Origin of the sequence: Methanothrix sp., from assembly GCF_024518575.1 — an archaeon.
Taxonomy (GTDB): domain Archaea; phylum Halobacteriota; class Methanosarcinia; order Methanotrichales; family Methanotrichaceae; genus Methanothrix_B.
Genome location: NZ_JANIHG010000011.1, coordinates 1 through 24,277, shown reverse-complemented (window position 1 = coordinate 24,277; position 24,277 = coordinate 1). Strand labels below are relative to the sequence as shown.

General features: G+C 53.8%; 19 protein-coding genes, 2 tRNA genes and 1 other RNA gene. 7 read left to right on the top strand and 15 right to left on the bottom strand.

Annotation, left to right across the window (positions count from 1 at the left end):
- Positions 1-95 precede the first annotated feature (95 nt).
- The 5 genes from NQU42_RS03860 to NQU42_RS03840 are packed head-to-tail and all read right to left on the bottom strand — an operon-like array spanning position 96 to position 5,739.
- Positions 96-839 carry a coenzyme F420-0:L-glutamate ligase gene (locus tag NQU42_RS03860; RefSeq protein ID WP_296609201.1) on the bottom strand — a complete coding sequence of 248 codons (744 nt, stop codon included), beginning with the start codon at positions 837-839 and terminating at the stop codon, positions 96-98.
- Positions 836-2,248 carry a 2-oxoacid:acceptor oxidoreductase family protein gene (locus NQU42_RS03855; protein ID WP_296609199.1) on the bottom strand — a complete coding sequence of 471 codons (1,413 nt, stop codon included), beginning with the start codon at positions 2,246-2,248 and terminating at the stop codon, positions 836-838. The genes NQU42_RS03860 and NQU42_RS03855 overlap by 4 nt, the downstream gene beginning before the upstream one ends.
- A complete protein-coding gene (locus NQU42_RS03850) occupies positions 2,245-3,288 on the bottom strand; it encodes a 3-methyl-2-oxobutanoate dehydrogenase subunit VorB (RefSeq protein WP_296609197.1) in 1,044 nt (347 codons plus the stop codon). Before NQU42_RS03850 ends, NQU42_RS03855 begins: the two co-directional genes overlap by 4 nt.
- Positions 3,289-3,292: 4 nt before the next feature.
- Positions 3,293-5,176, bottom strand: a complete 1,884-nt coding sequence (locus NQU42_RS03845; protein ID WP_296609194.1) for an AMP-binding protein — start codon at positions 5,174-5,176, stop codon at positions 3,293-3,295.
- Between the two features lie 14 nt (positions 5,177-5,190).
- Positions 5,191-5,739: an XRE family transcriptional regulator gene (locus tag NQU42_RS03840; protein WP_296609193.1), complete on the bottom strand. Its 549-nt coding sequence runs from the start codon at positions 5,737-5,739 to the stop codon at positions 5,191-5,193.
- A 387-nt stretch (positions 5,740-6,126) separates the two neighbouring features.
- On the opposite strand from NQU42_RS03840, the gene NQU42_RS03835 reads away from it, so the two are divergent.
- Positions 6,127-6,729 (top strand): DUF99 family protein, encoded by a 603-nt coding sequence (locus tag NQU42_RS03835; RefSeq protein ID WP_296609191.1) that lies wholly within the window; start codon positions 6,127-6,129, stop codon positions 6,727-6,729.
- Here the strand turns inward: NQU42_RS03835 and rnpB are convergent.
- The 3 genes from rnpB to NQU42_RS03820 form a co-directional block, all read right to left on the bottom strand.
- Positions 6,715-7,015, bottom strand: an RNA gene (rnpB, locus tag NQU42_RS03830) — RNase P RNA component. The genes NQU42_RS03835 and rnpB overlap by 15 nt on opposite strands.
- Positions 7,016-7,218: 203 nt before the next feature.
- A complete protein-coding gene (locus NQU42_RS03825; protein ID WP_296609189.1) occupies positions 7,219-8,499 on the bottom strand; it encodes an isopropylmalate synthase in 1,281 nt (426 codons plus the stop codon).
- 452 nt (positions 8,500-8,951) lie between these two features.
- A tRNA-Glu gene (locus NQU42_RS03820) sits at positions 8,952-9,029 on the bottom strand.
- A 251-nt stretch (positions 9,030-9,280) separates the two neighbouring features.
- On the opposite strand from NQU42_RS03820, the gene NQU42_RS03815 reads away from it, so the two are divergent.
- On the top strand, positions 9,281-10,855 hold the full coding sequence (locus NQU42_RS03815) for a TrkH family potassium uptake protein (protein ID WP_296609187.1): 1,575 nt from the start codon (positions 9,281-9,283) through the stop codon (positions 10,853-10,855).
- A 2-nt stretch (positions 10,856-10,857) separates the two neighbouring features.
- Here NQU42_RS03815 and NQU42_RS03810 read toward each other — a convergent pair whose 3' ends face one another.
- Positions 10,858-11,655 (bottom strand): FAD/NAD(P)-binding protein, encoded by a 798-nt coding sequence (locus tag NQU42_RS03810; protein ID WP_296609185.1) that lies wholly within the window; start codon positions 11,653-11,655, stop codon positions 10,858-10,860.
- A 383-nt stretch (positions 11,656-12,038) separates the two neighbouring features.
- On the opposite strand from NQU42_RS03810, the gene NQU42_RS03805 reads away from it, so the two are divergent.
- Complete coding sequence (locus NQU42_RS03805; protein ID WP_296609183.1) at positions 12,039-13,010, top strand: hypothetical protein; 972 nt, start codon at positions 12,039-12,041, stop codon at positions 13,008-13,010.
- 81 nt (positions 13,011-13,091) lie between these two features.
- On the opposite strand, the gene NQU42_RS03800 is transcribed toward NQU42_RS03805, so the two are convergent.
- The gene (locus tag NQU42_RS03800; protein ID WP_296609180.1) at positions 13,092-14,375 is read right to left on the bottom strand and encodes an OFA family MFS transporter; all 1,284 of its coding nucleotides are present in this window, start codon (positions 14,373-14,375) and stop codon (positions 13,092-13,094) included.
- A 364-nt stretch (positions 14,376-14,739) separates the two neighbouring features.
- Positions 14,740-15,525: a hypothetical protein gene (locus NQU42_RS03795; RefSeq protein WP_296609178.1), complete on the bottom strand. Its 786-nt coding sequence runs from the start codon at positions 15,523-15,525 to the stop codon at positions 14,740-14,742.
- 431 nt (positions 15,526-15,956) lie between these two features.
- On the opposite strand from NQU42_RS03795, the gene NQU42_RS03790 reads away from it, so the two are divergent.
- Together NQU42_RS03790 and NQU42_RS03785 are read left to right on the top strand one after the other, a co-directional pair.
- Positions 15,957-16,029, top strand: a tRNA-Pro gene (locus NQU42_RS03790).
- A 277-nt stretch (positions 16,030-16,306) separates the two neighbouring features.
- The gene (locus NQU42_RS03785; protein ID WP_296609176.1) at positions 16,307-17,473 is read left to right on the top strand and encodes an NAD(P)/FAD-dependent oxidoreductase; all 1,167 of its coding nucleotides are present in this window, start codon (positions 16,307-16,309) and stop codon (positions 17,471-17,473) included.
- A gap of 20 nt (positions 17,474-17,493) precedes the next feature.
- Here the strand turns inward: NQU42_RS03785 and tsaA are convergent, their stop codons facing one another.
- The 4 genes from tsaA to NQU42_RS03765 form a co-directional block, all read right to left on the bottom strand.
- Complete coding sequence (gene tsaA, locus NQU42_RS03780) at positions 17,494-17,943, bottom strand: tRNA (N6-threonylcarbamoyladenosine(37)-N6)-methyltransferase TrmO (protein ID WP_296609174.1); 450 nt, start codon at positions 17,941-17,943, stop codon at positions 17,494-17,496.
- Between the two features lie 78 nt (positions 17,944-18,021).
- Positions 18,022-18,774, bottom strand: coding sequence for a P-loop NTPase (locus NQU42_RS03775; protein ID WP_296609173.1), 753 nt, complete (start codon positions 18,772-18,774; stop codon positions 18,022-18,024).
- Between the two features lie 16 nt (positions 18,775-18,790).
- Entirely contained in the window at positions 18,791-20,326 is a 1,536-nt protein-coding gene (locus NQU42_RS03770) for an ABC transporter substrate-binding protein (RefSeq protein ID WP_296609171.1), read from the bottom strand.
- Between the two features lie 300 nt (positions 20,327-20,626).
- Entirely contained in the window at positions 20,627-21,718 is a 1,092-nt protein-coding gene (locus tag NQU42_RS03765; protein WP_296609170.1) for an FmdE family protein, read from the bottom strand.
- Positions 21,719-22,032: 314 nt separating this feature from the next.
- Between NQU42_RS03765 and mmp10 the strand changes: the two genes are divergently transcribed.
- Both mmp10 and NQU42_RS03755 read left to right on the top strand, forming a co-directional pair.
- On the top strand, positions 22,033-23,250 hold the full coding sequence (gene mmp10 / locus NQU42_RS03760; protein WP_296609168.1) for a methyl coenzyme M reductase-arginine methyltransferase Mmp10: 1,218 nt from the start codon (positions 22,033-22,035) through the stop codon (positions 23,248-23,250).
- 14 nt (positions 23,251-23,264) lie between these two features.
- The gene (locus NQU42_RS03755; protein ID WP_296609166.1) at positions 23,265-23,684 is read left to right on the top strand and encodes a GIY-YIG nuclease family protein; all 420 of its coding nucleotides are present in this window, start codon (positions 23,265-23,267) and stop codon (positions 23,682-23,684) included.
- The last annotated feature ends 593 nt before the right edge of the window (positions 23,685-24,277 follow it).

The window sequence follows — 24,277 nt, the reverse complement described above, 5'->3', positions numbered from 1 at the left end:
ACGCGGCATTGAATACCTCTGGCCCAGAGATGCCATCACACCGATGCTCTCCTCTGCCCCAAAAGACAGAAGCGCATGAGGTTTCTTGTCAGCAGTTATGCTTCATTGCATTTTGACAGTATGGCTCTTATCACATCCTGCTTCTCAGGCATGAAGACGCTGCCGTCGCCATCGAAGCGCGGCAGCCCTCGAACAACAACCACAGGCGTTGAGTCCCCGGCCTCGCCCATCAGCAGGTTCGCCATTCCCGCGATCTCATCTGCCACAGCCTCGAGGGTTATCTCGAGCTTCCTGCCGTGGATATCAGAGGCACCTCTCCAGTCCCTGATGGGGGAGAGGCCGGACCAGCCGATCGCCACGCCCGCGACGCCAAACCTGAATGGCCTCCCACACGTATCTGTTATTATGACCGGACAATCCCTGCTCAGCTCGCTCCGTATCCGATCGGCGCTCAGCGATGGGTTCTCGGGCAGGAGCAGTATCCTCCCTGCGGGCACGTTCGACTGGTCTATGCCAGCGTTTACGCAGACGTGGCCGAACCTCGTGACGACCAGGAGAAACGGGCGGTCAAGGAGTATCTCAGCGGACTCCTCCAGAACCGCCTGAACGAACCTGGGATCCTTTCCGAGATCTTTTGCAATCTTTAACGCCCTCTCTCCCGGAGTGTAAGAGCTCAGCTCCCTGACCCTGCCCTCGGATTTTGATACCACGGTGCTTGCGATGCAGACCAGATCGCCATCTAGAAGCTCGAACCTCGACTGGATCAGATCTGCGAGGCTGTCGCCCTCCTCGATGACAGGAAGACCCCTGACGAGATGCAGGCATACAGATTCGATCATCGGACCATCTTCCTTACCCATTCTGCCCCTGCCCTGAATATCTCCAGGTTCAGCGGCAACAGCTTTGGCTTCTTCGAGAACGCGTCCTTTATCGCGCCCACAAATGATTCCTCAGGCAGCCCCAGACGGCCGGAGGCCATGAGAGCGCCGAGCATCGCGGTGTTCGCAGCCTGCTGAGCTCCCTTCTGCGTGGCTATCTCCGTCGCAGGCACCGGTACAGATCTCACGCTTCCCTGAAACTCACCTGCAAGCATATCGTAGAGTATGAGCTCTTTGACGCTGGACGAGAACTTCTCCAGCGACGGGCGGTTGAACGCCACCAGAATATCGATCTCGTCCACAACAGGCGATGCTATCGGCTCTCCTGATATGACCACAGTGCAGTTCGATGTGCCGCCCCTCTGCTCCGGCCCATAGTCCGGATACCACGAGACGAACCTGCGCGAGAGATATGCTGCCTGGGCGAGCGCGAGCCCCATGCTGAGAACACCCTGCCCTCCGAAACCGGAGATCCTGACGCTTCTCATGCCAAACGCTGGATCATGCATCGGCTCTATCGACTCCTCTCCAGCCACCCCGAATATGCGATCCAGTGATTCCTTGGAGAAATCGCTCCTGCTCCTCACAATCGGCTCAGCCTCTGCAGATCTGTCCCTGAAGCGCTTCAGCGGGAACTCCCTCTCCATCTCCTCGTTTATGAAGCGCTCAACCCCCTTAGCGTCCATCCTGAGTATCGTCGGGCAGGGCGAGAGGAGCTCCACAAAAGCATATCCCTTCTTATCCCTCTGTATCTCCAGCGCCTTTCTCACCGCCCTTCTTGCCTTCCTGATATGCTCGATATCAGAGAGAGAGACGCGCTCTATGTAAACAGGCGCCTTGAGCGTGTCCAGAATCTCGCAGATATGCAATGGGTAACCGGCCTCCCTCGGGTCTCTTCCGGTTGGCGTTGTGGATGTGACCTCTCCAACCAATGTGGTAGGGGCCATCTGGCCGCCCGTCATCCCGTAGACCGTGTTGTTGACGAAGAAGACTGCCATCTTCTCCCCGCGGTTCGCGGCCTGTATCGTCTCGTTGAGCCCTATGGACGCGAGATCCCCATCCCCCTGGTATGAGATAACTATCGCATCGTCCTCGGCCCTCGATATTCCTGTGCCTATTGCAGGAGCTCTGCCATGGGCCGCCTGGACATGGCCGCAGTCAAGGTAGTAGTAGGCGAAGACAGCACATCCCACAGGGCTCAGGAGGACACATCTGTCCTGTATGCCGAGATCTGCCATCGCCTCGCCTATGAGCTTGTGCAGGATACCATGGCCGCAGCCCGGACAGTAGTGCGTCGCTCCCGGTGCGCTCCCTCCCTTTCTTGGATACTCACTGTAAAGGCCAGGATGCCCGCCGAGATCTTTTCTCATCGACTCACCTCCCTGATCTTTCTCACGATCTCCTCGCGCGTGATGAGATTGCCTCCGTACCTCGAGACAAGCTCGACATCAGCGCCTGTGGCGAGAATTATGTCCTCTCTCATCTGGCCGTCGCTCATCTCCACAGATATGAGCCTGCAGCCCCTCTCAGCGATCTTTTTTAATGCCTTATCCGGGAACGGGAAGAGGGAGATTGGTCGGAATAATCCAGCCTTGATGCCCTCCCGCCTGGCAGCATCGACCGCAGACCTGGCGATCCTGCTGCTTATGCCATACGATACAAGAACCACATCCGCATCGTCCACCCTGTAGGTCTCATAGGAGACCTCGTTCTCCCTTATGCGCCTGTATTTTTCCTGGAGCCTGATGTTGTGCCTCTCAAGCTCATCGAAGTTGAGAAAGATCGATGTTATCACATTCCCTCTTGTCTCCCGTGTGCCGCAGACAGCCCATGATGTGTCTATCACCGGAACAGTCGCGCTCTCGGGGAACCTCAGCGGCTCGACCATGTGACCCAGAACACCATCTGCAAGCACTACCGCCGGATTCCTGTATTTGAACGCCAGATCGAAGGCTTTGATGGTGTGATCGCACATCTCCTGCACCGAGTTCGGCGCTAGCACGATGTTCCTGTAGCAGCCATGTCCTCCGCCTTTTGTAGCCTGGTTGTAATCCGACTGCTCAGGCCCTATGTTGCCCAGGCCTGGGCCTGCTCTGTTGATATCAACTATGACGCACGGGAGCTCGGCTCCTGCCAGGTAGCTCACCCCCTCCTGCTTGAGGCTCATGCCTGGGCCGGAGGAGGCGGCCAGCACCCTGTGGCCGGCAGCAGCCGCCCCGTAAACCATGTTTATCGCCGCCTCCTCAGACTCGGCCTGGACGAACTTCCTCCCCACCATCGGGAAGTACCGGGACGCTTCCTGGAGAATCTCACTTGCAGGGGTTATTGGGTAGCCGAAGAAGCAGTCGCAGCCAGCGTACATCGCCCCGATAACAACAGCGGTATTCCCAGCTACCATCTTCGATGGCATCGTCTCACTCGCCCTTCGATGGTATGTGAACAGCAAGCGCGTTCGGCTCAGGGCATGTGTAGTAGCACGCGCCGCATCCGATGCATCCGTCGCCCAAGTACGTCGAGTACCTGTAGCCCCTGCTGTTCAGATCCTCGCTCATCCTGAGCACGTTCACAGGGCATGCGAGAACGCACCGCTCACAGCCCTTGCATTCCGTTATGTTTATAATCGGATACGGCTTGTCCTTCTCCCTGATCTCCACTCTTCTTATCTTACCGCTTATCGTCTTCGGGAGCTCCTCCACAAACTCCACGATCCTCGGGTACTTGTAGGGGGCTGTGATCCTCTTGACATGCTCCTGCAGCTCTCTCTTCAGCTCCTCTGAGGGGGTGTAGCCCTTCGTTAGAACCACAGTCGCCTTGATCACCTGCCCTCTGATCGGATCTGGGACCCCTGTGATCGCACACTCCAGGACCGCTGGATGCGTCATCAGAGCGCTCTCGACCTCAAACGGCCCGACCCTGTATCCTGATGTCTTTATCATGTCGTCTGTTCTTCCAACAAACCAGATGTACCCGTCCTCATCAACCCACGCGGTATCTCCTGTGTGATAATATCCGTCATGCCAGGTGTTTCTCACCCTGTCTGGGTCGAGGTGATAGTCGATGAAGAGCCCGACCGGCTTTCCTTTGTCTGTGCGGATTACTATCTCGCCCTCCTCGCCAACCTCGCACGGCCTGCTGTCCTTCAAGAGAACTACATCGAAGCCCGGAGCCGGCTTTCCCATCGACCCAGGCTTCGGCTCCATCCACGGGAAGTTCGCTATCGTCACAACAGTCTCGGTCTGTCCGTAGCCCTCCATCAGCCTGAGGCCTGTGACCTCCAGAAACTTCTCATACACCGATGGGTTAAGTGGTTCGCCTGCGGTGACCGCGTATTTTAATGTGGAGAAATCGTACTTGGACATGTCCCCCTTGATCATGAACCTGTAGATCGTCGGAGGGGCGCAGAATGTTGTTACTTTATATTTCGCGAGCTTCTCCATCATCCTTCCCGCGTCAAACCTGTCGTAGTCGTAGACGAAAACCGCTGAGCCGGCTATCCACTGGCCGTATATCTTGCCCCAGGCGCACTTAGCCCAGCCCGTATCTGCGACCGTGTAGTGCAGTCCATCATCCATGACGTTCTGCCAGTACTTCGCTGTGAGTATGTGTCCCAGCGGATATGTCTGATCGTGCTTCACCATCTTTGGGTATCCAGTGGTCCCGGAGGTGAAGTAGGCTATGAGGACATCCTCGTTCCTGGTGGCCTCTTCCCCAACAGGTCTCGTGAAATCAGGAGATGCGCCAGCAAGCGCGCGCCTGAAGTTTATCCATCCCTCCCTCTCCTGATCCTCTTTGCCCACAAATGCTTTTATCAGAGGGATTTCGCCAAGCTCTTTGTGAGCGAGATCAACCTCATCAGGCACACCATCTTCGATGATACACACAACCATCTTCAGGTTCGCCTTTTTTATTCTGTAGATGATGTCCTTCGCCTTGAGCATGTGGGTCGACGGGATGGCCACAGCCCCTATCTTGTTGAGCCCTACCATGCAGATCCAGAAGTCGTAGCGGCTCTTCAGCGTGAGCATCACGGTGTCGCCTTTTCTGATCCCGTAGCTCCTGAAGAGATTGGCCGCCCTGTCGCTCCAGTGCTTCATGTCCCCGAATGTGAATATCCTCTCCTCTCCGTGATCGTTGCACCAGACCAGAGCGATCTTATCAGGCTGTTCCTGAGCGTAAACATCGACGACATCATAGGCGAAGTTGAAGTTCTCTGGAACTATTATTCTGAAGTTGTCCCTGAAATCCTCATACGAGTCGAACTCGACCCTTGATACAAACTTATGCAGAAGCGATGCCAAATAAAGCCCCTCCCTCACATGACAATGACAAGCATCCTGGCAGGTCTGTTGTTGAGAGCCTCCATGGCATGATCGTATGACGAATCGAAGAATATCGAATCGCCCTCGTTGAGGACGATCTCGTTGTTGTGGATGTATATCTTTATGGTCCCTTCCAGGATGTAATCGAACTCCTGGCCGGGATGGCTGTATACCGCTGGCTTTTCAGATCTCGGCTCGACGGTGACTATAAACGGCTCTGCCTTCTTGTGGGCGAACCTCCCAGCAAGGCTTTGATACCTGTACTGCTTCCTCCTCTCGACCTCAACACCCTCCCCCTTTCTGGTCACGGTGAAGATGCTCATCTTTGGCTCCTGGCCTGTGAGCAGAAGGCTCATGTCGACATCGAGACGCTGCGCGATCTTGAAAAGCAGGCTTGCCGGTATGTCCAGATGGCCTGACTCGTACCCGCAGTATGTCTCAAGAGGCACTTTGAGGTGGCCGGCCATCTCCTCAGGTGATATCTTTGAGAGCTCTCGAAGCTCACGTATCCGCGATCCGATCTCCTCAAGCTTCTCGTTCATGGTGCTCAAGCAATATCTGCATGTATATAGAACCTGTCGCCTGAGAGCGCATGATAGAGAATTTCGGGGCGCAAACTCCAATATTTAAGCCCATAATCTTTGAGCTGGTCGATGCCAGGTACAAGTGGCTACTTATAGTAGCCACTGCTTCTACGCTAGTAGAAGCATATCGCATGAACCGAAATTAAGATGCCATCGGATGCCCTCGATGAAGTCGATGCATGAAATTCGACGTGCAGTCGATGTGCATGGAGCACGCCATTCAAGGTCGTGAGAAAGCCACACGAAAACCCCGCATGCGACAGAGAGACGTGCAAAAAGGCTGAAAGCTTTGATCTGCTCTCAGCTTCGTCCAGAAAACGATCCGCCAAAGGAGGTCAAACCTCCATGTCATGCTTTCATGTCGAGAAGGCCATACGCGTCAACAAGCCCGGGATAAGGGCGCTGGGGATCGCAGAGAGCTTCGTGCGCTCTGACCCTGTCTCCACGCTGGCAGGCATTGTGATGCGCGGGGATCTGCGCATCGACGGCGTCGCGCTCGCGGAGATCACAGTGGGAGGGATGGACGCGACCGGTGGGGTGCTGTCGATATACAGAAAGCTCAATAGAGACGACATCAATATTTTAATGCTGAGCGGAAATGTGATCAGCTGGTTCAACATAATAGATCCGGAGATGGTACACAGAGAGACCGGGCTGCCGGTGATCAGCGTCACCTACGAGGAGTCGGATGGACTTGAGAAATACATAGAGGAGTACTTCCCCGGTGATGCTGAGCGTCTCAGGAGATACAGGGCGCTGGGCGAGCGGAGCGCTCTCAGGCTGAAAACAGGATATGATCTGTTTGTCAGAGCACATGGCATCTCTCTGAAAGAGGCCAGGGCTGTGCTGAACAGGTTCACACTTGAGGGGAGAATACCCGAGCCTGTAAGGGTTGCAAGGCTCATCGCAAGAGCTGCAATGAGGATCGGGCGCGAGTCAGGAGAGTAAGCCCCCTTCTGTTCCGGCGGCATTCAGCTTAGCGCCATACCCGGGCAAGGGGCTGGACACCCCCAGAGCTGCCCTATTTTGGCTTGCACCCACAGGGTTTCGCCGTTTCATCTGCATTCCGTGAGACCTCCGCCTTTCGGCATCATCGCATTATCACGGCGCAGTCCCGTTTCTGTGCCAGAGCCGGAGCTCTCGCCCCGCATCATCGCGATGCCTGTGTGTCCAGAGGTGGGGGGACTTTCCACACCGGCCGATGCCGGCCAGCGGCAGCCGCCCTTCCTCTCTCGCGCCCATTTTTCATCCTAGAATGAGTGCCCTCCTGCTTCATGGATAAACCCAGCATCTGTGCAGGCTGCCACTCATTCCAGGACAGCGGATCTCCATGCCCCTTCGGGCATGAGATCCAGAATACACACACTCCATTCCAATCTAGATATAGTTTTTCGATCTCCACTCCCTACAAGACGCTGAACGCTCCTGGCCATTCGCTCAGTCCGGCATGGGATCTCCACTTGTATGGCTCTCGTTCTCGAATATCGACTCGAAGAGGAAGTACTTCTCAACGTACGCCTTCAGCTCCTCGTCAGATATGCATGACCTTCTCTTCTCCTCATCATACAGCCTCTTTATCTCAGAGTGCATGAGATTGAGCCGCCAGTCGTCCTTGTTTATGCTGACATCCACGTCCATGAGCTCTCTCAGCGCCTCCTCTACCTTGAGCTTCAGGACCTCTCTGCCGGATGTCGGACCTATCATGAGGCTCCTGGTGGCCCCCACGATCTCCGGCGGGTACGGCTCGTAGGTGAATGGGTTCTTGATCACGCCAGCTGTGTGTATGCCGCTCTCGTGCGAGAATATGTTTTTGCCGACAACGGCTTTATTCCTCGGCACCCTTATGCCCACCCGCTCCTCCATGAACTGCGCGAACTCCGTTAAACATGAGAGATCATACTTCTCGAACCCCTCGACCCTGGTCTTCAGAAACAGCAGAACCTTCTCAAGCTCCGCGTTTCCAGCCCTCTCCCCTATTCCCAGAAATGTGAGGTTCGACCAGTTTGCTCCGTACCAGTATCCGACGATGGAGTTCGCTGTGCCAAATCCGAAATCGTCGTGTATGTGCGTCTCTATGTTCCTGACTCCCAGCTCGCGAAGCCTCCGGATCATGCTGGGTACCGAGTACGGATCGTTCAGGCCATCGAATGGCAGTCCGTATCCGAGGGTATCGCAGATGCGGATGGTGCAATCCCTGTCTATGTCGATTATATCCCTCACAAGAGGGTAGACAAAGCCCTCCAGATCCGAGCGTGTGATGTCCTCAAGATGCGCTCTGGTTCTGAGACCGTGGTCGACTGCATACTGAAGCGCGCTCAGGTACATCTCCCGCGCCGCCTCGCGCCCTGTAAGCCCCATCTTTATCAGTATGTGAGGATCCGAGACCGACATCAGTATGCCTGTCTCTCTGATCCCGTCCATCTCCAACACAAGATCTATGTCATTCTTGTTCGCCCTGCTCCAGCCGGTGACCTCTGGATTGTATCCCCTGTCCAGCATCTCCCTTGCGGCCATCTTATCGGTAGTGCTGAAGAGGAATACCTCCAGCTTCTCTATGCCTATCCTGTGAAGGTACTCGTATATCCTCAACCTGTCCCTCAGAGTTATGACGATCCCTGGCATCTGGGCCCCGTCGCGAAGAGTGGAGTCGCTTATGAATACATCATTTCCATTCGGCAATCTTATCTTCGGGAGATCCTCATAGGACATGAACCGCATGCACATCAACCTCCATCCAGGGCTCTGTGCTCTACGTGCTGTGGTTGAAAGGACAGACTCTAAAAGCAGGCATCAAAGCTGAGATCCGCACATGCACGAAGATGCTGGCCCTGAGCCAAATGATGGAGTTGACGATAATATTTATAAATTCTGCTCGATCTCAAATATAGATCTTTATTAATATTATTGGCCTGGACTCCAGGTTGCTTCAGGAGCACTGCTTGCATGTGCTTGACTCTTCGAGTTGCACAGCATCCATCGAATTCATGGAATTTAAGCAGCCATCACCCCGAATGCGTGTTCAGATATTCGAGACGCTACCTGGAACACAGAAACGGACTTCAACTCAGCACACAATCAATATCGCTGGATCCGCAGAATGCAATTCTGAGCACAAAAGCGATAATTGCAGTCCGAAATCAACCTGCATGACTGCAGTTTTGCCGGAAGAATGGTGCTCCGGTAGGGATTTGAACCCTAGTCGAAGGAGTGAGAGTCCTTCATGATTGGCCGAGCTACACTACCGGAGCGCGGAGCAATGGTAGTCCTTCAATCATTTAACCTTTTTGGCCGGATCTCTGCTTCAGGATACCGCCGACATCCACGCTGGATGGCGGCCGCAGGTTCCAGCTGAGGAGCTGTGCTTGAGCCACGATCCCCTTCCACCCTGGTACCGGCGATGCTAAGCTTTATGATCATGAACATGATATGTCGCAGGACCTGATAGGATGTGGAGCCTCAGAAAGGGCTCCGGTAAGCTCTGGACCCAAGTGGCATCTGCATGAACGTAAAAATCCTCCTGTACTCATTCGGTGATCTGCTCAGGATAATCGGCATACTGATGCTCTTTCCTGGCATGGTCGCGGCATACTACAGAGAGCCCGAGGGCGTCGTGGCCTTCGCGTTCACATCGATAATCGCGCTGGGACTCAGCTCTCTTCTCAGAAGGCACGGCGAGATGGGGGATCTCAGCATAAAGAATGGGTTCGCGCTTGTGGCCTTCGGCTGGCTGATAGCTGCGATGATAGGCGCGATGCCCTACATACTGCTGGGGATGGGGCCCACAGACTCGCTCTTCGAATCGATGTCCGGATTCACCACAACCGGCGCATCGGTGCTCACTGAGAGCAACAGCGATGGATACTGGATCATAGATGGCGAGCTGGCGAACCGGAGCATTGCGTTCGTAGTTGCTGGATCTGTCGAGTACCTCCTCTGGACAACAACGAATACAACTGTATCTGCTATGCTACCCGAACAGCCCACTTACTACGGCCTCCTCTTCTGGAGGTCATTCTCCCAGTGGCTGGGCGGAATGGGCATAATCCTCCTGTTCGTTGCAATACTCCCTAGGCTTGGGGTTGCAGGCAGGCAGCTTTACAGAGCAGAGGTCCCCGGGCCTGATAAGGAGTCGTTGACGCCCAGGATAAGACAGACCGCAGAGCTGCTCTGGGGGATCTACCTCTCACTCTCAATCATCGAGGTCGTTCTTCTCAAAGTGGCCGGAATGCCGCTTTACGACGCCATATGCACCACATTCACCACGATGGCCACAGGCGGATTCTCTCCCCAGTCGATAAGCATAGAGGCTTACGGGAGCGCTTTGATCGAATACATAGTAGTTTTGTTCATGTTCCTGGCAGGAGCAAACTTCGCGCTCCATTACAAGACAATATACCAGGACAGGATGAGCCTGATCAGGGATCCGGAGTTCAGGCTCTACTCTTTTATCGTGATAATCTCCACACTTTTCATCGCCGCCACTGCCGGCATGTTGATCCCTGTTCAAGATCGCATAAGATACGCGCTCTTTCAGGTCGTCTCCATCATGACCACGACCGGCTTCTCGACAACAAACTTCGACACGTGGTCTCCAGCAGCGAAGATCGTGCTGCTGCTGCTGATGTTCGTGGGCGCATGTGCCGGATCGACCGGTGGTGCCATAAAGGTCGTCAGGCTCCTGCTGATGCTGAAATACGTTCAGAGAGAGCTCATGTTTGCAATACATCCGAAGGCAGTGATACAGGTAAAGCTTCATGATACCGCTATCAGGGAGGAGATCGTTCGCTCCACGCTAAGCTTCTTCGGGATTTACATGCTGACCTTCGCCCTGGCATCTGTAATGCTCGCCGCGGTCTCGTACTCCGATCAGGCGATGAATCTGGAGGCCATCGTATCCGCGGTTGCCTCATGTCTTGGAAACGTCGGGCCTGGTTTCGGCCCGGTGGGCCCATACATGAATTATTCCGCCATACATCCGGTGGGCAAGTTGATACTTATTCTCTGCATGTGGATGGGCAGGCTCGAGATCATGACGGTTCTTGTGCTCCTTCTCCCGGATTTCTGGAAAAAGTGAGATCAGAGCAGGTCTCTGATCATATTGTACGGGAAGACCGGCCCCTCTTTGCATACACGGTAGGGCCCGATGGTGCAGTGCTCGCACTTCCCGATCCCGCATTTCATGTGCCTCTCCATCGATACAAATATGTCTGATTCACTGAAGCCATTCTCCAAGAGCTTTTTCGTGACTGCGTGGATCATGGGCATCGGGCCGCAGATCGCAGCGGATGCAGGTGGCGATATCTCCATTCTATCAAGCAGCTCAGGGACCATCCCGACGTTACCCCTCCAGGATTCATCGCCGACGTCCACAGTCAGCTCGATCTCGATGCCATCCATCTTCCAGGACTTGTACTCCTGCATGAAGTAAAGATCCTGACGGGTTCTGGCTCCGTATGCCACAAAGACCTCATCGAACTCATCCCTTCTATCCACGATATAGTTTATCAGAGACCTCAGGGTCGCGAAGCCGGAACCGCCCCCTGCTATGATAATCCTTTTATGCATTTTATCGACCGGAAACCCGTTTCCCAGCGGCCCGCGGATGCCTAGAACATCACCTATCATGGAGTCCATTATCCCGTTTGTTATTCGCCCTGCCCTCCGGATGCATAGCTGCAGGACATTTCTCGTCGGGCTCGATGCTATCGATATGGGGCACTCGCCCATTCCAAAAAGCGAGACCATGACAAACTGTCCCGGTCTGTATGTGAAGCTCACATCCCTGTCCAGTATCTGGAGAGATATGAGATACGAATCATGTGTTACGCGATCGATATCCACGATCTCTGCCTGCAAAGGTATGTATTCACTCAACCTGATCCCTCATGAGACGCACAGCCCCGGGGCTTGATGTTTGAGTCAGAGTATTACAGATCCCGAAGAAGAACCTTGTGATGAAGAACCCTGTTATGCAAACATCCCTCGATACTCCATGGCCTCTAAGAAGCAATTGCCGCTCATAATCCTCAATGGCTCATCAGCTGATCTCAGCATATAGGTGATGGGATTGGGGCATACTGCGCACGAGAGATCTGTCTCAACACCTCCTGTGGAGATGCGCCAAGGGATATTTGAGGCGTGTATCTACATGTGGAAATATCAGCATCCTGTTGGGCTCATGTGAGTCCCACAGGATGCTCAGTGATATATAATGCGTTAATCAATGGTCTCCTGAGGTGTTTGATTTGAGAACTCTCATGATGTTGTTGCTGATTGCGGGCGCGATCGCAGGCACAGCAGCCTCGATAACGCCGGAGGATCTATTTGGTGATGCGAATTACAGCTATCTGGATGTGACAGTCCCCGGATTCAGCTCGAACATGACATTCTCGATGATGGATAACTTCGACAACGCCAGCAGGTCCTTCTTCAGCCAGTTCTACTTCAGCAGCTCTTCTGTATCTTCCTCTGTATCCATGACATCCGGCCTGAGCCAGCCACGGAGGATTGAGATCAGAGGACATGAGCCGCAGCTCGTCTATCTGTTCGGAGCTGAGCCGATACCCTACAGGGAGTTTGTATCGCGCGCCTCCCTTCTGGGAACAAACCAGCTCTGGATCGCCGGACCTGACAAATGGACGCAGTACGTTGTATGCCCAGTGAACACACTCCTCAGGCTAATCGCAGATTCCACAGGTGATGGTGTGGCCGACATCTACGAGATATACCCGAACAACACGATCAACCGCAGACAGTACCCGATCTTCCCCGGTCTCAACGAGATGAACTTCAGGGCAGATTCTGTTGGTAGAAACATAGTGTTCTTCATAGCGAACAGCATCCCGAGCAATATCGTCGTCATAGATGTCGTTCCGGCAGTTCAAACTGCACCGCAGCAAACAGCCCCTCAGGTCACCGCTGTTAGCGCGGTCCAGATCTCCACCCCGCCGTCTGTGCCGGTAGCGCCATCACAGGCTGGCGATACTGTTGTGATCATTAAATCCACGGGCATGAGAGGCTATGATGTATACCTGGATGATGTATATGTTGGAACAGACGGGAGGGGAGGAGATCCCCTTGACGGCTCGTTCACCCTCAAGGTCGTGGGCAACATGGAGCACTTCATAAAGGTCTGGGACGGTCAGTTCTTCTACGGGAAGCCCAAGTATTATCCGAGGGGCGTGACCACCACGCTATGGGTCGAGCCTGGATATGCACTCTACATCTGAAGCAAACGTCTGAAAAGGTGATCATAAAAATAACGCGCCCGGGGGTGCTATCAGAGCATCTTCCGGGCGCACGTTTTTAAATCATGCTGTCTTCGGCTTTGGCGGCTTGAGCATTGTCATGGCCACAATGAAGCCGATGACGGCCAGCACAGCCACATACGGGAAGACCTGGATGTACGCGCCGAAGATGTCCTTGGCCTGGCCTGCCATGATGTTGCCGATGACCGCGCCTGCGCCGTACGCTGTGAAGACCAGCCCGTAGTTGCGAGCGTAGTCCTTTGTGCCGAAGAAGCTCGCAGTTGCTGTCGGGGCGATCGCCAGCCAACCACCCAGACACATCCACAGGATGGCGAAGCTTACTGTGTAAGCAGAGACGGACGCCGGGCTCATGTATATCAGCAGCGACGCCAGCAGTATCAGTATGAACGACAGCATCGCAGCCCTTGGTGGGGTGAGCTTATCCGTGAGCCACCCGAATAGCGGCCTTCCACCGCCATTAAAGAATGCGAACGGAATTATAAGGCTGGTCATGAGTGCAGAGGCCCTCGCCTGGTCCATGCCAGCGTTGGCTGCAACCTCAAGGCCAACTGGCTTGGAGACTCCTATGGCCATCAGCCCTGCAAGTGTGCCTATCGTGTAGCATATCCAGAGTCCGTAGAACGTCGTGGTCTTGGTCATCTCGCCCCTCATGAATTCTGCTTTCGGAGCTGCTCCGGCCTTCGGCTCAGGCGGCTTCCAGCCCGCTGGAGTCCAGCCGGCTGGTGGGAATACCAGCACTGTCGAAAGAGCCACTGTTATTATCAGGAAGGCTATCCCGAGGAAGCGGAACATGTTCAGCACGCCGAAGTTTGCGGTTAGATAATCCGCTATCGGGCCGGTGACGGCTGCAGAGAAGCCGAAACCAAGAACTGTCAGGCCTACGGCGAGACCTCTCTTATCCGGGAACCATCTCGCAGATGTCGTGATCGGGCAGTTGTATGCTATTCCCACACCGAGACCGCCGATAACGCCGTAGAATATCGCAAGCGTCGTTGGAGATGTGGAGAAGGACGCCAGGATCCATCCAAGCCCCACAAGAACGCCGCCTCCGATTCCGACCTTCCTCGGACCTAGCTTCTCTATGTACTTCCCGACCAACGGCATAGTCAGGGCGAAGATCAGCAGGAAAACGATGTACGGAATCTGCATAGCTGTCGCGCTGACGGTCAGCCCGTAGGTCTCTGTGAACAGCTTCTTCAGCGGCGGGTTGATGATACTGTAGGCATAAATGGCACCAAGACACAGCTCTATCAGAAGGCCAGCTATCACGAGGATCCAGCGCCCGGACTCGGCCTTCATGCCCATAATTTTCACATCATCAGCCATGAATAACACCTCTTCAAGATGCTCTACATGCTATACAAGTTGTACTGATTTGTCATACAGTTATTGAATATTATAAAATGCTAATCACTACTCTCTTCAAGACCCTCCTTTACCACTTCCGCAAGCCTGATAGATATATCAGGTCTGTTTTAATTGATAATGTAGGTAACTCTATTTAAAATTAGCGCATAAGGTGCTCCAATGAATGGTGCCTTTTGGCGGCTCAACATGCATCGCTAAAGCGGCCATATACTTTGGAATTTTTATTCGTATGCCGCCTCAGAAGATCCGATGTATTTTCAGCGAATAAGTCCACGAGCAGAAACAGCAGAAGAAGAAAATATAGGGAAAGCTCAGGATACAGCTAGCTTGGGGCAGCACTCATGGTCCTTCTTGTCGTTAAATCCCCTGGCCGCACTCTGCTATATGTCCCAGCTCTTGGCACCTCATCAGCACTCAGAGCGCGCCTGAATCCCACGTCCGAGAGCCAGGTCCTGTTCGGGTCGGTGTAGAAGTCGTTTTTCGTCCCGTTTGTGAGCAAATAGATTGTTTTTCTCCAATTTGCGTAGTAGATCTGCCCATCCTGCACGATCAGCCCTTTTATCGGCTCCGCATTATCGGTATAGACGGTCTCAACAGCACCGCTTCCTGATCTCACCCGATATATGCTTGCGGGGATGCGGTTTCCAGAACTCAGGTACAGGTTTCCCTCAGTATCGAACGCGAAGTCGCCTGCCCAGGAACCGCCCACATCTGAGAGCCTGACCTCGTAGAAGGGGGTCGCGGTTCCATCGCCTTCAAGCCTGTAAATCATTCCGTTGGCTCCCGCACCTGTGGCCTCGCTGAAGTAGAGATGCAGATCACCTGCGTCATCGAGTGCGAAAGCTATGTCCCTTACGTAGGTGCTGTGCGTGTACACCGTCTGCTCTGCTGAATAGCCAGTGCCGGTCAGGGCAGTCAGGTATATCCTGTTCTCGTTAGCATTGACGAAGTAAAGCTTCTCAGGTACCCCTGGATGGAACGCGAAGCTGTATATGTTTCCGCTCCTCCTTGTGTAGTGAGGCATCCCTCCTGCGCCCCCGAGCTCCGCGTAGTAGACGGAGCCCGGCGACTCCCTCGCGTCTGCGTAGTACACAGTTCTGTTATCCATTACAGGCTCCGTAACTGTCGCCGCAGTACCTGTTGCCGTGCCGGTATGAAGGGCCTGTACTGGCGTTAAGGCGGGCTGATCCTTCTGCAATCCCGTGATTGCGCCGGACGTAGCTGCCATGAAAATCAGCAGCAATGCCGGCATCAGCGCTCGAATTAAATTACCTATTTTTAATACGAATATGCTCCCACCCCAGTCCAATCTTCAATATTAAAATATGATGGTATCTCTATTTAGATTTAACTTGCATTAGTGACAGGGAGGATCCATCGACCTTTCTTCGAGATCCCGACGAAGTCTAAGCCAATCGGAGCGCGGTGAGCCCCCTTCACGGATGGGCTGAAAGCCCCATAACTGTTCTTCAAGCCGGCCGCATGATCTTGGGAAACCCTTATATTGCAGCTGGGCAAACTCAAGCCAGCCTGAGTCTTGGGGCCATAGGGTAGCCTGGTATCCTACAGGACTGGGGGTCCTGTGACTCGCGTTCAAATCGCGATGGCCCCATAAGGGGGACTGCTCCTGTACGGGTTTTATCATGATGGGGTTTTGGATCACCGATACGATCGCCCAAGCATAACGGTTTTTGGAAGGGCTCCACAATCGTATGATCGAGAGCTGAGAGCACCGCAGAACAACCGATGAATGTATGAAGCATGGTGGCCAGAGATATCGTAACGCGGATCTCTTCTGACTGCTGCGATCTGCATGATGTTTGTTCTATCATGCTGATCAGATGATGCTCAGGGACGATCTGCCTCGAAGAGATGCTCCTGGGGGATCCATGAGAGTTATGAAGTTCGACGTTGCTGTTGTTGGCGCCTCGCCCGCAGGCCTCTCAGCTGCTGCGAGCTCTGCTCGCACCGGCGCCAGGACCGTGCTTATTGAGAGGGAGCTCGCCTCACTGCCAAATGCCAATACGGTATTCGATGGGATGGCATCTGCTGCATGTTTGAATGTGGATCAGTTCTCCCTTCATCAGGTCAGAGGCATGCGGCTCGTATCCCCCGCAGGCCACATCCTCGAGATCGATGCGAGGGGCCACTTCCTGGACAGGAAGAGGTTTTACGCTCATCATCTGAATTTCGCAGCCGATTGCGGAGCCGAGATCATCGAATCAGAGGTCAGGTCTTTATCGAGATCCTCGGATGGCATGGAGCTTTCTCTATCCAGAGGAGATGTGATCGGTGCCAGGATAGTCATAGACGCTGGTGGTGTGGATTCACGGCTTGCATCATCACTGGGATTCAAACCCATGCGTCATCCAGAGGATGTTGCCTGGGCTGTAGAGGTCGATGTGCGCCATCCGGGCATCGGGGAGGAGGATCGCTTCGAGTACTGTGTGGGGAGCATAGCCCCTGGGTGGAAGGCAACATTCTCACCCGCTGGCGATGACACAGCAACGCTGGGCGTCTTTGTGAGACGCCATGGGAGAGATGTCCAGGGGTTTCTGGATGCCTTCCTGAAGAGGTTCATCAAACGAAGAGTTGACTCATATCACGGCATGGAGCGAATGAAGATCCTGGAGACCAGGCGGGGGGGAGACCCGATCGCAGCGCTCCCTGGGAGGATTGTTGATGAGGGCATTATGGTCACAGGCGGGGCTGCAGCCCAGAGTGGGCTCGCGTACTCAATGCGCGCAGGCGCGATATGCGGCGAGGTTGCGGGCAGAGCTGGGCTCGCCGGGGATGCGTCCAGGAAACGCCTCTCAGAGTACAGCAGAAGGTGGTGGCTGGAGTTAGGTCCGGAGTACATTCTCGGGAGAGCATCGCTTGAGACGCTCAGATCGATGAGCGATGAGGAGATCGACAGGCTCTTTCTCTCCCTGTCTGGCCGTAATCTGCTGGTACCTGGAGGCCTCTGGAAAAAGAGCGCAAATGCAGCCTTTCAGCTGACAAGAGCCATGCCAGCCATTATTCCGCGCTTTCTTCTGAACATGCTGCGCTTCTGAGTCTACACAAGGCAAAACGCTCATTTCCCGCTCTGCTTCTCCTCCCACCAGCCGATCTTAGCATCCTGAACGCAATCTATCCCTGGCGAGTACGGCTTTATATCGATCAGTGGCGTTCCATTGAGTGCGTCCAGGCCTCTCACCTGCAGCCTCCTCCCATCCACGGATAACAGCTCTGCGACGCTGAACGCCACCGGGTTCGGCCGGTCCGGGGATCGCGTCGCGAAGACCCCGTGGACACGACCGTCATGAGGCGGTACAGCTCTGAGCTTCGTTCTGTCTGCCCTGTCCAGCCAGTAAAGCACTATCAGATGTGTGCATTTCTCAATATCCATCAGCCCATCCTCAAACTCGGGGAAGACCTCAATCTCGCAGATCTCTCTGGAGACCCTGCCCTGGTGCGGCGCCTCGGCTCTGCTGGTGAAGGGGGTGCGAATCACACCAATGGGTCTAAGTACCATCTCGCTCATTCTTTCATCCCATAATCTCAACTGCTCGCGACCTGAAGACTGGAGATTGTGACTGAGGAAATACGATACCAGTAGCGTTTATTTTATCAGCCTCTCGGCAATCTCTCCCATGACCCCGACCTCTGGCAGGGCTCCGCCGGTCAGGCTCGCCCTGAAGAGATCCTTCTGTTTTGGTATCACGCCGATGACTCTCTCCCTGTCGATCATATCCAGGATATCCACAGAGTCCTCATCGATCCTGTTCACGATGAAAAACACATCTTTTCCAATCTTTTTCCCCATCTCAGCTATCTTCTCAGAGAGCTGTACAGACTCGTAGCATGGATCTATGACCGCCACGATCTTGTCGCAGCCGGCCTCCACACCTCTGCCGAAATGCTCTATTCCAGCGTCTGTATCGACGATCACATGCTCTCCATTGGTCCTGAGCTTCTCCAGAAACTCCCGTGCAAGAGCGCCCATCGGGCACGCGCACCCCTCCCCAAAGTCGTGGATCTTGCCTATGGCGACGAGCTTAATCATCTCATCCCCGACCACGACCTCCGGGGGTATATCCTTTATCTGAAACTCCTCTGGAATTATGCTCAAAGCCTCTCTCCTCTCAGACCTGATGAAACGCATCAGCCTCTCGCTGAGCGCCCTCTTGCCTCCGAGAGATTCCATGAAGTCTCTCGGTTGATCGAAGCCTAGCATCTTGTAAATGCCGAAGTTGGACTCGTCAGCATCGACCACAAGAACGTTGGTGCCCCTTCTGGCAATCTCCCTGGCGAGAAGAGCCGCAACCGTGCTCTTCCCGCTCCCACCCTTGCCGCATATCAGTATCTTCATCATACACCTCCAAAAAAGATCAGGCCAGGAAGGCCATCTTGTTCAGCGGGATCGGCACTCCGCTCCCAACACCGTTCTTGGTGTAGAAGAGATCGACCTTCCCGTCGTGCGCCCAGTATGTTGTCGGATAGTACAGCGGAAGCGCTGGAAGTTCTCTCGCGTAGACCTCCTGTATCTCGTTCACCAGCTCTTTTCTCTTCTCTGGATCCATCTCTGAGATCTCTCTCTTGAGAAGATCGCTCAGCTCCGGATTATCGTATCTGGCGCTGTTGAAGCCAGCCCCTGTGATCACCTTGTTCAGTATCGCCGGATCTCCGCCCATCCCGCCGTGCCCACTGAGCGCGAGATCGAAGTTCCACTCGTTTACCGCATTATCGAGAGTCTTCGAGTCGACGCTGCGCATGTTGACCTTTATGCCCGCCTCCTCGAGGTCGTTCTTTATGAGCTCACCAGCGCGCTCGTTGCTAGATGTCACAAGAAGCTCTACCTCCAGTGTTTTTCCGTCCTTCTCGAAGAAGACTCCCTTCTTCTCATAGCCCATCTCCTTCAGAAGCTCTCCCGCCTTCTCCGGATTATGGGTGTACTGCTCCACATCCGGATTGTACCACTCGCTGTCAGGAGCGAAGAGGCCTGGGCTTGCAGGAACACCATACCCGCGCTGGGATATCTTTACGAGCTTTTCCCTGTCTATGGCGTATGCGAGGGCCTGTCTGAATCTCACATCTGAGAACGGCTCCTTCTTGTGGTTTATCATGAGCTTGGCGAGCCAGTCGTGGGCGCCCTCGAGGACGACGAAGCCACTATTCTTAAGTTCGTCCGCAACCTCTGGCGGGACGCTCGCAGCGTCCACCTCACCGCGCTTCAGAGCCGGACCGGACATCTCCGCGCTCAGCTTCACGAACTTCAGCTGCTTCACCCTAGGAGCGCCCTGGTAGTAATCCTCGTTCGCCTCGTATAGATAGGTGCCCTGTGCCTTGTTGTAATCAACAAGCTTGAACGGTCCTGTGCCTGTTAGCGCCATAGCATCCTGGAAATCCTCCGGCTTCGTCACGCCGCTGTAGATGTGCTCCGGAAGTATCGGCAGCGTGCCTGCCACCTGGTCAAGGAACGGGGCGTAGGGCTTCGCAAGGTAGATCTTCACTGTATGGTCATCGATCTTCTCGGCTCTATCCACAGTGCTGCTGTCGACCCACTGGTACGGGTGCTCCTTTATGTAGTTCATTGTGAAGACAACATCATCTGCTGTGAACGCCTCGCCATCATGCCATTTCGCACTCGAATTCAGATTGAAGATATACGCGTTCTCGTCACTCAGATACTCCCAGCTATCTGCGAGCGCAGGCACGAAGCCGTTCTGGTCCTTCCAGACCAGGGTATCGAAGATGAAGCTCATCCGCACATAGCCGGGTCCTCTGGAGTAATGGAGATACGGCGATGGATACCCCCAGTCCCCGGTCGTGTCAGCTATCGTATATACAGGAACATCATCCGCAACTGCAGGCAGAAGAAGAGATATCAGCACGGCAGTGCAGAGGATTCTGATGAATTCGCTCATATTATGCATCTCCTTTTTTTCACAATTGGTATGAAATTTTCTCCGCATATATGAAATCTTTCCCCCTAAACCTTCTGGCTCCCCTCTGTTTGACGGCATGGTCATAGACTGTATGGCTCAGCTATTTGATTTAGTGAGAGCAGTGCTCCGATTTTGTTGTAATCCTGTGCAGATCAGCATGATATGATGATAATCGATAGCAATTATATCAGAGATAATTCGCATTTTGGCGCATGAAACATGTGTAATCATCATACCTCCACATCAAAGTTGTTAAATGGAGATGTGAGGTCTAGCCCCTCACATCACTCCCGCAACCTTGAGCGGATGCATGCCAGCGTTCTGGAGCTGAGCCAGCCTGTTCTGGTCGACCTGGAATCTCTTTATAACGCTCACAGCAACTTCGGGCTCATCCCAGTAGTCCATCATGCGGACATCCATCACGAGCTTTGGGGCCCAGGAGGGACCCTTCCAGTCCTTCGTCTCTGTGAGCTCATACATCCTGGTCCAGTTGAAGCTGAGAACCAGAGCATCTCCCTGCTTCGCGGTATCGTTCCATCTTATGAATATCCCCGCCACATCGCTCTGATTGTACTTGGCCTTGAGCGCGTTCTTCTCTGTGTCCGTCAGAGCCATGACGAAGATGCCACTCTTCCCTACCGTCGCATCCCAGAGCAGCTGGAGCGCATCATCCTTGCACCATGGAGGCACTGCTATAACCTTGTAGCTCTCAGCGCTGCTGTTTATCGGCAGCTCCCTCTCCACGTACTTCGCGATCATGTATCCGCTGGTGACCCCGGGACAGAGGTGATCGTGGAATGAAGCAGCCTGAATGAAGTCAAAGCTGGCGTTCCGGGCCCAAACGTTTGAGATGCCCACAAGCGAGAACTCGTTTCCGTCGAATATCTTCTCGTTGAACGTCCTGTTGCCCTCATCGCTGTTGTTCAGCATGTAATCAAGGTCCACCTTTGCCTTTGAGATTTTCGAGAAGACTGCATCATCAGGTGCAGCTTTAAGCTCCTCCGCGCTCATGGAGAAAGCCTCGGGCTTCACCTGCAGATATAGCGCCTCTTTGCTGTTTTTGTTGAAGAAGTAGAACCAGAGAGGCTTCCAGTGCGGCCTCAGAACCTGAAAGAGGTTTCCGTCACCGCGAGAGCAGCCTGTCATCTCATTGATGCCCTTCAATGCTTTCTGCGTGGTCATGCCTGAGACGATCGCATAACCAGCATTGGTCAGAACAAGTATGTTCCCATCGCCTTTCTCAAAGGATAACTCGCTCATCGCCTTCTCCGCGGCTTTGACACCAATCCCCTGAATCGCGGCATCGTCTGCAAGCGCACACGATATCAGGACAAGGGTGATGCAAATGCCACTTAAAACATATCTAATCATACTTACACCGATTTAAAGGATTCATCATACTATTATTTAAGATTAACCTTAACAATTGTAACAATAAATGATCGTTGTGTCGCCTTTTAAAACAAATGAATCACATCTGGGGCGTATCTGCCGTACCATCGTATCGCCGAGACCAGCGTCATGCGGCCACGTGAGATCAGAGGTGCTGTGCCAGTGAATGGCCTTCCGGACACCTCATTCATTTGAGGCAAGACCTTGCATCCGGAGAAACATGTTTGCAGGACCGGATCTTCAAGCAGCGTCGATCGCCAAAGCTTTTTATGTTCCTGAACAGACTCGTTCTCATGGAGATACTCGCAGATGTTGGCGGCAGGCCCGGCATTGATTGCGGTGGTTTCTGCGCCTACTGCTACTTCAGGGGCGTGAAGCCAGTTCCGCCCTTCGGCTGCAAGCACTGTCTTCCATTCAGGAAGGGCTGTGATTACTGTACAAGAGCCATAATCGAGGGCTATCCGGGATTCAAGCCTCTGGAGGCAGTGGTATTTGATGTCGCCCAGGCATCTTATGGAGCCAAGCCGGACAAGGTGACCATAAGCGGTGGTGGAGACCTGAGCTGCTACCCGGATCTTCTGAAGCTCGTGAGAGTTCTCGGCCAGAAGGACGTCCCGATACATCTGGGCTACACCAGCGGCAAGGGATTCAAACTGGGCGATGAGGCAGATGAGCTTGTAAATGCAGGCGTCAGAGAGGTCTCATTCACAGTCTTCTCCACAGATCCTGAGCTGAGACGAAACTACATGCATGATAAGCATCCTGAGGCAGCGCTCTCAAACCTACGGATATTCTGCGAGAGATGTGATGTGTATGCGGCTGCGGTTCTGCTGAAGGGCGTGAACGACGGTGAGGTCCTCGAGAAGACATGTCAGGATCTCGAGGATATGGGAGCAAAGGGTCTGATCCTGATGAGGTTTGCAAACCATCCTGAGCAGGGACTGATCCTGGGAAACGCGCCCATAATCCCCGGGCAGGAGGTCCACACCGTCGAGGAGTTCAGGAATATTGTCACTGAGATGAATCAGAGGTACAGGATCAGGATAACCGGAACTCCACTCTGGGATCCGGAGACGAAGGCTCCCTTCGCTCTGGCTCACAATACCGAGAGGCTCAGAGCTCTACCGGAGCTGAGGAGATCTGCAACGATCATCACGGGATCGATAGCTGCTCCGCTGCTGGAGAGGATATTCTCCGCGCTGGGCGGAGATGTGAACGTCGTCTCCACAAAGAAGGACGTCGCATGCCTCATGACGATCGATGATCTCAGAGACGTGGATCTCTCCAGGGTAAGAAGGACTGTTGTCATTCCGGGGAGGATGCTTGCGCACGAGAGAGAGGTGAAAAAGGAGCTCTCGAGGGATGGTATCGACAGGCTGATAGTGAGAGGTCCGGACAGGCTCACGGTCGATGGCGAGATGAGCATCTCGATGACAGAGGAGGAGGTCATAGAGCTCGAGCTAGAGGCCTTTGCTGAGCTGATCGATGAGATCAATGCGCTCGGCGTGTGATGTGGAGAAGAGTGATGCGAGGCATCTATACCCTGATACTGGGCCTGGAGGATGAGATCAGAATAAAGGTGGGATCCCTCGGCGAGATCCTGTTCCCTGAGGGATACTACGCGTACACCGGCTCTGCCCGCGGCCCGGGCGGCTTCAGGCGGATAACTCGCCATATTGCGGTGATGAACGGCGAGAACGCCACACGCCGCTGGCATATCGATTATCTTCTTCCATATGTCATTTTGAAGGATGTGATCACCACATCAACAGATATGGATCTCGAATGTGAGGCCGCCAGGAGAATCAGCATGAATTGCATCCCTGTGCCGCGTTTCGGATGCACCGATTGCAAATGCACAAGCCACCTGCATTACAGCCCAAGTTACACAGAGATGCTCTCTGCGTGCAGGAAAGCTCACAGAGATCTGCTTCAAGATCTCTGAATTGTCAGCCGAATCCGGTCTGATTACCGTAGCCTGCGCAATGCGTTATGCATCGCTACAACAGGCTGATCGAATTCGGCCCTTGCTGAGATGGCAGCTATTTGGTAGACGGAGCCACATAATGCATCCATAGACGCTTGACCTGTAGACGCTCACCTTCATCTCAGCGTGCTGTGTTGAATAATTAAGAGCTCTAAGGTCGGAAGCTATCGATTTTTACTAGAATTGCAATTCGTATGAATCCAGCCTCTACTATCGGATTCTCAAACATTATTCAACACAGCACGGTGAGCTGCTGTGGAGGCACAGACTCAAGTTCACCGGATGGCCCACGGATATTTGGGACGCATCATCCATCGTACTCTCGAACAAATACGGTGCGTCAGAGATCGCTCCCCGGATTGATTTAGATTGGTCCGGAAAATTTGGATTGCGTCTCGAGATAGTCTCGCCGAAGCATTCTATAGCTTTTACCCCTCTCTTAATCATAATACTGAAATGGCTTTTGGAGAGATATTTAGCATATTAGATGGATAAATTTGCTCTGCTGACAGAAAATTTTGCGGGGCACGTTCTTTTTGACACTTTATGTA